Annotated in this window: 9 protein-coding genes and 1 pseudogene; 2 read left to right on the forward strand and 8 right to left on the reverse strand. The window is 42.8% G+C overall.

Going from position 1 to position 12,600, the window contains the following annotated elements:
• Positions 1 to 6 precede the first annotated feature (6 nt).
• The 8 genes and pseudogenes from DWW81_RS11685 to DWW81_RS11720 form a co-directional block, all read right to left on the reverse strand.
• Complete coding sequence (locus DWW81_RS11685) at positions 7 to 3,360, reverse strand: DUF4132 domain-containing protein (RefSeq protein WP_117897982.1); 3,354 nt, start codon at positions 3,358 to 3,360, stop codon at positions 7 to 9.
• Positions 3,357 to 5,087 (reverse strand): hypothetical protein, encoded by a 1,731-nt coding sequence (locus tag DWW81_RS11690; protein WP_117897983.1) that lies wholly within the window; start codon positions 5,085 to 5,087, stop codon positions 3,357 to 3,359. Before DWW81_RS11690 ends, DWW81_RS11685 begins: the two co-directional genes overlap by 4 nt.
• Positions 5,088 to 5,098: 11 nt before the next feature.
• Positions 5,099 to 6,241, reverse strand: coding sequence for a VWA domain-containing protein (locus tag DWW81_RS11695; protein ID WP_117897985.1), 1,143 nt, complete (start codon positions 6,239 to 6,241; stop codon positions 5,099 to 5,101).
• On the reverse strand, positions 6,238 to 8,634 hold the full coding sequence (locus DWW81_RS11700; RefSeq protein WP_117897987.1) for a DUF5682 family protein: 2,397 nt from the start codon (positions 8,632 to 8,634) through the stop codon (positions 6,238 to 6,240). The genes DWW81_RS11695 and DWW81_RS11700 overlap by 4 nt, the downstream gene beginning before the upstream one ends.
• Positions 8,595 to 9,701, reverse strand: a complete 1,107-nt coding sequence (locus DWW81_RS11705) for an AAA family ATPase (RefSeq protein WP_117897989.1) — start codon at positions 9,699 to 9,701, stop codon at positions 8,595 to 8,597. Before DWW81_RS11705 ends, DWW81_RS11700 begins: the two co-directional genes overlap by 40 nt.
• 297 nt (positions 9,702 to 9,998) lie before the next feature.
• On the reverse strand, positions 9,999 to 10,883 hold the full coding sequence (locus tag DWW81_RS11710) for a restriction endonuclease (protein WP_117897990.1): 885 nt from the start codon (positions 10,881 to 10,883) through the stop codon (positions 9,999 to 10,001).
• A gap of 162 nt (positions 10,884 to 11,045) precedes the next feature.
• Positions 11,046 to 11,258 (reverse strand): annotated as a pseudogene (locus tag DWW81_RS11715) (hypothetical protein).
• 168 nt (positions 11,259 to 11,426) lie between these two features.
• Complete coding sequence (locus DWW81_RS11720; RefSeq protein ID WP_242991663.1) at positions 11,427 to 11,768, reverse strand: plasmid mobilization relaxosome protein MobC; 342 nt, start codon at positions 11,766 to 11,768, stop codon at positions 11,427 to 11,429.
• A gap of 67 nt (positions 11,769 to 11,835) precedes the next feature.
• Here DWW81_RS11720 and DWW81_RS13630 point away from each other — a divergent pair, with 67 nt between their 5' ends.
• Positions 11,836 to 12,066 (forward strand): hypothetical protein, encoded by a 231-nt coding sequence (locus DWW81_RS13630; protein WP_243004744.1) that lies wholly within the window; start codon positions 11,836 to 11,838, stop codon positions 12,064 to 12,066.
• A partial coding sequence (locus DWW81_RS11725; protein WP_243004745.1) for a tyrosine-type recombinase/integrase occupies positions 12,026 to 12,600 on the forward strand: 575 nt, incomplete at its 3' end. The genes DWW81_RS13630 and DWW81_RS11725, both read left to right, overlap by 41 nt.

Below are 12,600 nucleotides of genomic sequence, written 5' to 3' on the forward strand. Positions count from 1 at the left end.
TTATGCCTACTTGTTTATAGCTTTTTTAAGTTGTAAGATAACTTCGCTGTAGTATCTTGGATTGACATCGCCAAGTTTCATGTTGTCATTGTATGCAGCGTCGGGAAGTCGGAAGTAAAGCTCTTCCACGGTCACGTCCTCTATCTCGTAATAGCCGATGTATGTTCCTGAGAATTTAAGCTCGGCGGTCATGCCTATGTTGACGAGCTTGCCGTCGGGATCTTTCTCCTTGCTCGAGATATCATTTCTTATGAACTCATAGAAAAAGCCTGCGTCCTGTGCCTGACCTTTATACCAGCCTGCTTTGGTCATGCGGTTGACTAGAGTGGTGTTCGTGATCTCGGTATTCTTGAAGATCTCGCAGGCGGTCTTATTCTTATCGATTTCCGCTACTTTGTATACCTTTCTTCTTAGCTGGTCGAATGGCTGTATTATCTCGTAATCATCAAGCTGTTCCAGCCAAGCTTCTTTTTCATGTTCAGTAAGCTCCAGCGGGTGAACAAGCCCTATCTGCATAACCTCGGACAGCTCTATCTCATCATCATCTGAGTTTGTAAAGCTGCCGTCGTCAAGATAACGGAACGAAGTTTTAAGGCAGCCATTTTCGTAAATACCCCATATAAGACCTATCGCAAAGCAGTGCATGAGAGGATTTTTTACAAAGAGAGCTTTCCAAGCTTCTGCTGTCCACTTACGGTCAAGCATAAGCACATATTCAAGACGCTGTTTCTGTGCGTCAACAACAGTTTTCATTTGCTTTTTCATTTCCTTGAAATCAGCAGTAGCCTTTTCTGCGAGGACAGGGTCGTCATTAACGCCTATTTTAGGGAGATTTTTAAGCTTTTTCTCGCCCTCGAATATTTCTATATCAAGCTGTGGAGTGAGATAAACGGAGAATTTTCTGCTTCCAAAATCAAAGGTGCGGCACATTTTCTCGTCAAAGCCCATGTCAGGTACTATCTTGTCCGCAAGCTCCTGCGTTGTCAAGCCAAGCTGTTTAGCGGCATTGGCAAGTGCGTCAACTGCGGCAGCTCTGACCGCACGGCTCTTATATTTCCTTGAAATATTGTCTACAGTCATAAGTGCATAGGAACTGCCGTTCAGAGCTACGGCATTGACGGCTTTAACCGCAAGGGCAACACGCATATTTAATGACTGTTTCGACCATTCTTTTATGTAATCCGTCAGGCAATTTATTGCTTCATCACCGCCGTAAATGGCCGCAAAATACATTGTCCACTTTGTTTTCGCTTCTGCACCTTTTTCAAGCCAGCGGCTCAAGACTTCAAGGGCGAATATTTCAAGCTCGTCAGCTTTGAGCTTCTGGGCAAGTGTCTTGCCCTCGGGTGGGAGGGTACCTTCGACGGCGTTTGCATATGTAAGCAGGAGAGCCTGCAAATAGATATCCTTTGCGACTGTATCATCGGTGAAGTGAACAGGTGCAAAAGGCTGTTCAAAAAGCCAGAGAACTTTCTTGTTTTTTGTGCCTTTGGTGAGCGCAGTTACAAGGTCTTCATCTGATATTTCGGCAGGCTTTGCTTCGCTGCCCAAAAGTTCAGATATTTTTGATTTTAGTTTGTCGGATTTTTCTGTGGCATAGGCTTTTTCAAGCTCTGTGCGGTAGGCGTCAGCTCCCTGATTTTCGATTATCATAAGTGCAGTTTCACGCTTGGCTGATTTTTTCTGAGCAAGAAGTTTGCAAACATCATCGTGCCAATCCTTGTGGGTGGATATAACTTTCACAAGCTCTGCTTTTATTACCTTACTGTTATCATCACAAAGGGCAAAAAATTCGTCTTTGTACTTGTTGCTGTCTGCGATATCAAGAAGCCTGATATACAAAAGTCGGCTGGACACAGCCATTTTACTTACGTCAATAATGGAGGCTTTGTCTTTAAATTCTGGCATGATAGCCGTGATCTTTTTGATAATATCCTCTTTGAAGTAAGAGTTCTCTGTCTGCCAGCCCAGTGCCCGTATGATTATCTCAATAGGCAGTCCTGCTTTTATCATTGCACGGACGGTGAACTCGGTATCATGTTGAAGTTCTCTGTCTATAAGCTTGAGCGGGTCGTTCGTATCCTTTGTAGCACCTATGGAAAGGGCGGCGATACAGCGGATTATAAAATCGTCCTCGCCATATTCGCCAACATAATTCATATTCTGATGTCCGCCATTACAGGATTCTTCGTCTGCAAAAGGGAGTATGGTGTCTAATTCGGCTTTGCCTGTGATATATGCGTATATCTCGTCACGGTGTTTGAAATGCTCGGCTATATTTTTTGAGATATGTTCCTGCTGGGCGGCTTTAAGACCTACTGCCTTTGCATCATAATTCGGGTCAGTGGCTTTGAGCATTTTCTCCATTATTATGCCTAGATCAAAGCGAGCGTTCTTCATTGTTTGTATGAAGATATCGGGGTGATCTTTTGCGAGCTTTACCATTTGCACAGGGTAGTTTCCGTTTTTGTCAGGTAATTTGACAAAGTGCAGAATGTATCTATCTGTAAGACACTGTGGTTGAGCTTCGATAAGGTCGAATATCCTGTTGGTGGAAAGCTTCATATATATCAGCCCTTGGGTAAGATTGTCGCAGTATTTCACAATGTTCTTATCAAAAAATGCACGATATTCTTTTGCAAAATATGACGCTTCTGCATATGCGGCAAGAAAAAGACAGAAAACGGCTGTAGTTGTTTTGGGCTTTTTTTCGACCACTTCGCAAAGCTTTTTTATGGCAATTTCGGCTGTATCAGGAATTTTTGTTTTGCCGAGCAGGCTCTTTTTAGGCAGTTGGGTTGCGTCCAATGCGTAAACGCACAGGAGAAGCTGTGCTATGATATCGTCAGGGCTAACGAAGTTGAATGTTCTTATGGCATCGTCTGCAGAATAGACAGGATTTACAGTGAAAACGTAGTGTATGGATTGATCTGATCTGTGTGATATCTCTGTTGATATCCAGACTGCTTCTGCGTTCTCACCATAAAAATCAGTGAGCGGCTTCATATACATGGCTTTGTTTTCGGAATATATATAGGCATTGCCAGACAGCGCTTCTGTCATATATCGGAAATATGGACCCGTTGCCATTGAACTGAAAATAATATAACGGTCTTTAAGCTCCTCACTATCTGAATTTGATATCTCACTTTTTACAGCTTTGATAAGCTTTTCACGATAACTATACTGCATGAGTTTTGGATAGTATCTTGTTATAATTTTTCTCATCAGGTCATTGTTTCTAGGCTTTGTGATGTCAAGATATTCAAGGGCAAGGTCTATGGTCTGCTGGTCAAAACCAAGCTCCTTTAAGGCGGTTTCAAGCTTTATAAAGCTTTTGGTGCTTTCATTGTAGATCATTTTTTCTCCTCCATATTATTTATCGCACTGAATAGTGCTAATTTTTGTGTGCAAAGTCTGATATACCGCATTGTGTTGCCTGCGGCAGTGAAGATATCAAGGCTTTTGTCTGCGGTGGTGTGTCTTGCATTTTCGCACAGCTTTGTGAAGCATTCATAACGTTTTGCAAGTTCTTCAAGTCCGCATTGGCGTATGCTTTGAGCGTGTTCGTCTGCGATAACAGAGTTCACTCCGCACTCCATTGCCGTGACTATCCTCTTGTCGGTTTCTTCGGTGGCGTCAAGAAGCTCACTACACATTCCATAGTCTTGGTCTGTATCATTCTCGACAGGTACAGGAACATTGTCAGGCGGATCAATAAAATCATAGACCTCTATTGGGAAAAGCGTTAGCCTGCCGTGGTCGATATATCCCTGAGCCAGCAGGACGTAGTTTTTGTGCTTCTCTTTTAGCATTTTGCCACCTATGGTTTCAAGCGTGGAAATAAATTCACGATTTTCTGCTGTGTATTTTGCGGTGACTGATATTTGCCTATCACAGCCGTCTTTTATAATAAAAATCTGCTGTTGAGTGTGCTTGTCAAAATATGAAGCGACGCACTCTTTGGGGTGAACGAAATAAAGTCGGTCGGTCTCCTCGTCGCTTTTGTTTGCGGAGATCTTTTCCGCAAGCTCTTTGAAATCGCTGACAATAAGCTCACGGAGGGCAAAACAGTTTAGCTGTGCAGGACCTGCGCCTATGGCGTTGGTCTTTGACGATGAGGACAAATGCCCCATGCTCACCTTGGCGTTTTTAAGCTTCAGCTCTGTGCACATATAGCTGTTTAGAGAGCTGTCAAGATCCCATACAGTTGTGCTTTCGGCAAATCGTCTTGACTTTCTTTCATAGAACGTGGGGCGCAGATCGCTGTAGGTTAGAAAGCGCTGGTGAGATGTTCTGTCTTTATTTAGAAAATAGTAGATATAGCCAGTGTATTCGCCACTGACATTTCTTGTGCCTATAGGCAGGAGTTGGAGCGCCCCCTCATAGTCGGTGTATTCTCTGCGGAAGGTGCCGAGCATTTCTTCTGTGATGTCGGCTTTTATAAGCTTGTTCATGCTGTCAGCATATTCAAACATTTTGTGAGTGAATACCTGCGGACTGAATGAAGCTCGCCTTGAAACACAGTCTTTAAGTCGGCTGCCAAGTTCACGCATTTGTCTTTCTGCCTCAGCCATTCTCAAAGCGTGGCAGGAAACTGCGGCAAGCTCAAAATTATCGGGGTCGCTCTCTTCGGCTCTTACAAGACCTCTGGTAAATATTCCGGACATTATTTTTATGCACTGTTCGGCACATCCTTTTATCTTTTTCTGGGTATCTTTAGAAAGTGAATTTATTTCAGGTTGGTCGGGAAGTTCAAATTCTGCTTGTTCAGGCTCGGAGGTTATGACCTCTGGAGTGATATCCTCGCCGTCGTACTGTGGAAGCTGTGCTTTCAAAAGCAGTATGGCTGTGATAATGTGCCTGCACATTCCTCTTGAAACACAACTGCATTGACTTTCATCAAGAGGTGATTTTATGGTGCAGGTTTCACCGCCTAATTTTACTATGTAACATTCATGGATTTTTTCAGCCGAAAGGGTCATGTTTTTGGATTCCTTCAACGCACGTTTGTAAATGCCCTTGTTTGAAAGCTCAATAAGCGATTGTTCGTTTGCAATGCCAAGCTGTTTATCGATTACGTCCAAGATGTCACCTCCTATGCAAATATTTTTCCAATGTAATCCCCAAGCTTATCAGGGGTAAGACAGCCAACGAATGAGTCCATATCTGCAAGCTTCTGACCTGTCGCCTTGTCATAAGCAGGGTCGGCATTTTCATCAAGGGCGGTAAGGAATGAGAGATGTGCGCCGCTTGTGATTATATTTTTGCTGACGTTCATAAGCTGTGCTTCACTGCCACCCTCGTAGAGGTCTGTTACCACGATAACGCAAGTGTCACGTGGCGTAACGATAAGGCTTTCGCAGTAGGTAAGGGCTTTTGCAATATCCGTTCCTCCCCCAAGCTGAACGCTCATTATTGTCTGAGCAGGGTCGTCTGCATGGTCTGAGAGGTCAACGATGCTTGTATCAAATATGACGAGCTTCACCTCTGCAAATGGCAGTTCGGAAATTATCTGCGCCATTACTGCACTATAGATGACTGAACCGAGCATTGAACCGCTTTCGTCTATGGCTATGATAATGCGCTTTTTGTTATGCTTTTTCACACGTCCACTGAAATAGATATCTTTCAGTATAAGCTGGTTGCTTGCTTTGTCATAGTTTTTCAGGTTTCGGCGGATAGTCTTTTTGAAATCGAGGTTTGCAGAGCATTTCATAACTGACGATGTGTTTTTATCAAGCCTGCCTGTAAGGCTTCGCTTTATGGTCATATCAAGCTTTTGTTTGATATCGTCTGCCACCTGTTTTGCTATTTTTACAGCCGCCTGCAACACCTCGCCGTTCATGAGATGTTTGAGCTGAATGATAGTTTTAAGCAGCGCTATATCAGGCTTCATTTCTTCAAGAACCTTTTTATCGGTAAGAAGCTCGGTCATGTTGAACCTTTCCAAAGCTTGACGTTCAAGCACATCGGCGGTCTGCTTTGGAAAAAGCGTTCTGACTTTTGTTATCCATTCTGCGGCGTTTAGCACACTGCCACCCTGACCGCCTTGCCTGCTGTTCTCGTTCCTTACATCGTCACCTTGCGCACGGCTATAGAGATAATCGAGTAGCTTTTCCATATCCTGAAACGTTATTATCTCTGCTTTGTCACCGGTAAAGGAAAGGCTTTTGTCAGACATTCCGCCCAGCACGAGCCGCCAGCGGTTGATGGATATGGCTTTGTTTTCATCTGTCATGGCTTTTCCTCCTCAGACAAAAGTTTGACTATATCTTTATCTATTTCCACACCGAAGCTGTATAGTCTTTCGTTCATAGGTTTTTCCACAAGTAGCTCAGCACTGTCAGCGTCATAAAGCTTTGCGACAGCGGTGGCTGTTTGCTGTATTTCATATGGGGTGAAACAACTGAAAGCAAGCTTCATGGAGGGAAGTATCTCTATAAAATCGTCATAGTCAAGTCCGCAGATAAGCGTGTCTGTCATTCTGATGAAAGAATCGTCCGTCATGATGATATCACGGGCGGCATTGAAAAGTCCGTGAAGAAACTCCGCTCCTTGTATCTGAACATTCCTGTCGCCTTTGAGATAGCTTGACATTGCCTGCTCAGCAAGCTTGCGGCGGTGGGGGTCAAAGGCATAAAGTATGCCAAGTGCTGTGCCGTAAACAAATGGGTCTTTATCAGATTTGCCGCAGAGGGAAAGCAGGGCGTTTTCATAGTCCTGACGATATTCTCTAAAGTCGTCAGTGACAGCTTTCTGCATTGCGTACATTATCGCTGCACATTCTGCAATGTGGTTGTCTTTCACCGACGCCATATCAGGCAGTGCTGTGATTATCTTTGTCATGCACCGCTTTGCACAATTTTCTGCGGCGGAAAACTCGGTATTATAAAGCTGTTGGAGTTCCATAAGAGTGATAAAATGCCTTAGACCTCTGCCTACAGAGAAAAAGTCACCGTCTGAGTTAAGAATGTTCTCGGCACAAGCCTTGTCATCATCAGAGAGTTCTAAGCCCATTTGGAAGCAGTCCACAAGGATATGCGCCGCAACATCACAGTGTTTTTCATGGCGAAGTGTTCTTGAAGCACAGGTGCGGCAGGCTTCTTCAATGGTGAAGCCGTCGGCAGTATGGTCTATGAGTGCAACGTCTGTGGCAGGAACTTTTTTGTATACCCATTCTTCACGGACACGGCTTCTGTCTTTTCGCCTATGCAAATCAGGTCCTTTTGTTCGCTGGGCAAAGTTTGTGCCTAGAAACACCATTCTGTGGGAAAATCTGCTTAGTTCCATGCCGTTTGCAGTGGTAAAAAGTGAAACTTCCGTCTTATTAGGGGTTACTGTTTTTATTTTAAGTCGAAATCTTTTACACTGTTCTTCAAAATCAGCGATAAGCGGAGGAACGTGGTTTATATCACCTATATGACCTGTCTTGTCGCCTGTGGCAAGTTTGTGCATAAGGTCGATAGGCAGGGCGGAGGATATTGTTTTCTCTCCCTTGATAAATGACGAGATTATGGCGTCCTCAAGCTCGTAAAGTCCACATTCATGACAGCCACGAAGTGCGGCAAGTCCACTCATCATAGACTGCGCTGCGGAAGCGTCAGCCATTGACACTGGGATATCATGTTTATCACAGGCTCTCACTGTGCCTATGAGCAGGTCAAGAACTGTGTCGCTATAAACACCTGCCGGGTCATCGCAGTGAATTAGCTTGTTCATCACGCAATCATAAAAATAAGGACGCTGGATACCAGAGGCATATCCACTGAGAGCGTCTGCTGCTTCATAAGAATAAGCTACGGGGAAACAGCCCTCATCTTTTTGAGAGAGCTTGTGAAGCTTTTCTTTTTGAGTATTATCACTTTTCAAAAGCTCATAAAGTCCCAAACTGTGGAATCCGCCTGTTACAGCAAGGACTTTTTTGTTATCTTTAAGTGCTTCTTTGATACGCAGAGCCATATGGTTTTCTCTTGCAAGAGTGCCGTCTGCCGCAAGATCATCTTCTGTTTCGTCATTTCGTGTGATAATGCAGTAGGTGTACATTTGCTGTACAAAATCTTGTACAGATAGTCTGAGTCCCTCTATCTCAAAATACTTCTCCCAGAACTCTTCAAAGGTCCTTAGATCTGTTTTCTCGCAAAGCTTTTTGCAGAATTTGCTGTATATAAGTCTGCTGTCATCAGTGTAGCTGTGTTTGTCCTTATTACTGCGAAGGCCTTTATTTACGGCTGTGGTAATAAGTATCTCGCTGTAGGGAAGATCTATAAAGCGTGCTTCTATATCCATGGCTGCGGCTGTTTTCAGAGCGTTATACTCAGGTGAAGCATAGATAAAAGGGTAGTAGCATTTATAGTCCTCGGCTTCATCACTGATAAGCTTTTTTCTGTCCTTGTAGTAATAATAGAAAGCCGCAGGGAGTTTTGTTCTCTCGTCCGTCAACACACCTATCATATCATTGGCGTTTTCAGGACCCTCTATAAGTATGACATCGGGCTGATATTCTTTAATTGCTCTGATGAGCTGCCACGAGCAGATAGGGCTGTGGTGTCTTACAGGAAAAAGCAGAAATGGCTGAGAATAGTCAAAAGGTATTATTTCAGATACTTGGCTGTATCCAGATATTCTGTCCATATGCCTCCCTCACTTGCACTTTTTTCCTTAACAGCGATCCTGAAATAGCTTTTGAGCTTTTCAAGGTCGTCTTTGTTTTCCTTACAAACTGCTCCTAAAAGATTCTGCGTAAGCTCTTTGAGATCAGTTTTTCCGTCACCATAATAATATGCACTGCTCATAGTTTGATAGAAAACGGACACAGCTTCGGCTGTACTCATAACGGCGTTTGGTTTTTCAAGCTTTGTTCCCTCTGAGGTAACGCCCTCACGAAGCTCATGATATGTGACAGCAAGAAGTTCAGCAGCGTCGGTGTCTATAGGCTGGTCGATATGACCTGTTTTTGCAAGGTCTTGTGCTTCACGGATAATGATCTCTTTTTCGAGCCTTACGTCACGAACAGGCTCGACAGTCTCAAAATTGAAACGTCTTTTCAAAGCACCTGACATTTCATTTACGCCCTTATCACGGGTGTTTGCAGTACCGATTATATTAAATCCTTGCTTGGCGAAAACAATTCCTTCGTTTTCAAGCTCAGGGATATTGAGTATCTGGTCGCTCATTACAGAAATAAGGCTATCTTGGATTTCTGCAGGGGTACGAGTTATTTCCTCAAATCGTGCGAAAATGCCTTGTTCCATGCCTATGAGCAGGGGGGCAGGCACAAGGGCTTCACGGCACGGACCTTTTGAAAGAAGCATGGCATAGTTCCAGCTATATTTTATCATATCTTCGGTAGTTCCTGCCGTACCCTGAACTGTGTTCGTGCTTATGCCGCAGCAGGCAGCAGAGAGAAGCTCAGAGAGCATAGTTTTAGCAGTGCCTGGCTCACCCACCAGCATAAGTCCGCGATTTCCAGCAAGGGTGATTATACAGCGCTCAACAAGTGCGTCATTGCCATAGAATTTGCGCTTTATCTGCATTTTGCCATCGGTAGTTTTGATGCTTCCTCCTAATATGAATGTTCGCACTGCCTTTGGCGACAGCACCCAATTTTCAGGCTTTTTACCAATATCAACACTTTTCAAGGCGTCAAGTTCATTTTTGTAGCGTATCTCAACGGGCGGTTTTATGTATTCATTCGTCATAGCAGTTATCTCCTAAAAGTTAATTTATCAGTAATAATTATATCATATTTTGCTGTTATTTACAATAAGCAGGGGGATATTCAGCTAAATTGACAACGAACAGATGTTTTGGTTGTGCATTTTGACAGTTAGGATCGGGTATAAAAAAAACCGCTTCGCATTTCTGCGAAACGGTTTGATAAATGAGAATGAAATTATCTCTTTGATAAAGTGCATTCACAGTATTACGTTGTTTTAAGGCTGTTTTGTTAGTTATATGTTAGTTACCCTGCTCGATTTGTGGCGATGCAGGAGGATTTATATTTGCAAAAAATACTTCTCGTCAATTTCATACTCTGTTACAGGAGTCAGACCAATTTTAAACTCTGCAAGTCTATTAATCAAGTCCTCGCCATCAATAAGGTCAATCTGGATTTTTCCTGGCGTCATCGCTTCATCTTGGGCAGGCTTTGAGAATGATCCTGTTGTAATAAACAAAGCCTTTTCAATATCAGTAGTTAAAGAACCTCTGAAATCTCTGATATCGCTTGAAGGGACACTTCCACTGTATCGTTTGCATTGAAAAGCGACTTTGAAGCTGAACATACCATTTATTTTTACTCTCCCGTAGCCATCAATTCCGCCATCCCCTGTTTTTTTCGTTACTTCTACTTCATAGAAACCAGATTCTCTTAACACTCGCTGTGCTAATCGTTCAAAGGCAAATGGGTTCATTGAAAGCAAGATATTGTGCAGTCTTTCTCGCCAAGGTTTATTCTCATCAGGGAACTCGATGCCATCATCTTCAAGATTGTTATCTTTTTTTGGATCATTATGTGTATCTTTCTTATCTGCTGAAAGACTACGGACTGTATTTACACAATCATCTACATTAATTTGATGCAGATCTTTATGTTCTGGCAAAATCGCCCATACCCCACGCTGAGTTTTCTCAATGATACCATATATTTTAAGATAGGTTCTTGCCCAGGCCAATCTGTACTGTATCTCTGTTTGACTTGATTTATCAGAGTGGGGAAAATCAATTATAACCTCAGATAAATGCATATTATTGATTACTTCGGAATAAATCTCATTAATAGTTGCAGATCCTCCAAGAGCTTGCAAAGCTTCAAGGGTTGGATTAATAAGATCGCTGTAATTTGGCATTCCTTTTGGAATATCTTTTCTTCTGCCTGCCATACTATCACTCCCTGTTCTTGAAATTCCAACAATATAATAAAACCGAAAAGTCATTTATTGTATATATTATATCACAATTCGTTTTCGAGATCAAGTATTTATTCATTTTTTAAAAAAGAGAACTCCCAGTAGATTCAGCCGAGAGTTCTTAATTATCTTCTCTTATTCATCCTCGTCCGAACACTCCTCCAACCCGTGTATGAGCTGAATGTAAATACACTCTACTCGGTCACGTTCCTCACCCTATGTAGTCATCATCTGCTTGAGAAAGAAATTCTTCGTTTCTTCGTAATCGTCCCAGACCTCTTTCTTACCGTCGCAGATGGTCGTGACCTTGCGTGTTCTCGGCATTGCGAGTTCAGGTATTTTAAACATAAAAATCGCCTCCATAAATCATTGTTGTGAATCCATTATAGCGGATAAATATTCCAGAGTCTAGCTCTGCGAAATGATTGTAATTATTTTTGTGAAGAGCGCAGCAAAAAGAAGATAAAATCCAGTGCAGTGCGCATTGTATTCATTCAGTGTCTCAGCTGCAAAACTTTACATGTAAAAATAGTTCAGCGGCTGCCATATCTGTGCCATCTTCTCTTTGATCTCAGCAAAGTCGCTATCGAAAGAATTATCGTTGCTGCTAACCTGAACAATGATCTGATTGATATTGTTGGAAATGGAAGTTGCAAGACGGTATATTTCATGAAGTTTATCTTCATTGAAATGAACGATATAACCGTCCAACAACATAGCTCTTACAAAACCTGAAAAAGTTCGCATCCCGCTGTTTTTATACTTACGCTTGAACGCTTCAAGCTCTTCATCGGTGACTCTGATTTTCAGGAAAATGTCACGCTTGTTTTTCTGTTTTTTTATTCGTTTTTTTCTCATAAAAATCTCTTTTTCTTTTATTCAGATTCGGGGTCTGAGGGGTGCAATGCCAATTACGCTTAAGTTGTTGGCATTGAATCCCTACATCGTCCGCAAGACAGTCGGCTGGGATATTGATACCGAGACAGGCAAGCGTAAGCAGCAATACATCACTATCGGCTATGCTCCGACCATGGCTAAAGGGCTTGAAATGCTCATGGTCTACAATAAGAATCCCTATGACATTGAAGCTTCCAAGATCACCTTTGCCGAAGTCTTTGAGAAGTGGTCGGCAGAAAAACCTCCACGATCTGGATAGTAACGCAAAAGCCTACAAAGCATCGTATAATACCTGTGAACCCCTGCACGACAGAGTATTCAAGGAATTAAAGCTAACAGACTTGCAGGGCGTTGTGGACAACTGCGGTAAGAACTATCCCACACTCCGTAAGCTGAAAGTACTGTTCAGCCAGATGTATGAGTATGCCATGAAGTATGAGATCTGCATGAAAGATTACTCTGAGTATGTGGATATTATCAAGTTCAAGGACAAGAACCCGAACAAGACAGACCATTCTCCTTTCAGCAGGGAAGAAATAGATGCTCTGTGGTTGCAGGAAAGCAATCTCTACGCACAGATCGTAATGATGCTGATATACAGCGGTGTTCGTGTGTCCGAGCTGCTTGACCTGAAACGTGAGAATGTCAACATCGAAGAGCATTGCTTCAAGGTGGCGGAGAGCAAGACCGAAAGTGGTATTCGTGTTGTTCCGATACACGACAGGACTTATCCGTTCTTTAAAATGGTTTTGTCAATATCACTTGACACATTTTATTCGAACAAGAATTATGC

It is taken from the genome of Ruminococcus sp. AF17-1AC (assembly GCF_003461385.1).
Lineage (GTDB): Bacteria > Bacillota > Clostridia > Oscillospirales > Ruminococcaceae > Hominimerdicola > Hominimerdicola aceti.

Coding starts and splice junctions, on each gene's coding strand:
- DWW81_RS11700 (WP_117897987.1), bottom strand. CDS start 8,634: ATGGACAGAATATCTGGATACAGCCAAGTATCTGAAATAATACCTTTT.
- DWW81_RS11720 (WP_242991663.1), bottom strand. CDS start 11,768: ATGAGAAAAAAACGAATAAAAAAACAGAAAAACAAGCGTGACATTTTC.
- DWW81_RS11695 (WP_117897985.1), bottom strand. CDS start 6,241: ATGACAGATGAAAACAAAGCCATATCCATCAACCGCTGGCGGCTCGTG.
- DWW81_RS11710 (WP_117897990.1), bottom strand. CDS start 10,883: ATGGCAGGCAGAAGAAAAGATATTCCAAAAGGAATGCCAAATTACAGC.
- DWW81_RS11705 (WP_117897989.1), bottom strand. CDS start 9,701: ATGACGAATGAATACATAAAACCGCCCGTTGAGATACGCTACAAAAAT.
- DWW81_RS11685 (WP_117897982.1), bottom strand. CDS start 3,360: ATGATCTACAATGAAAGCACCAAAAGCTTTATAAAGCTTGAAACCGCC.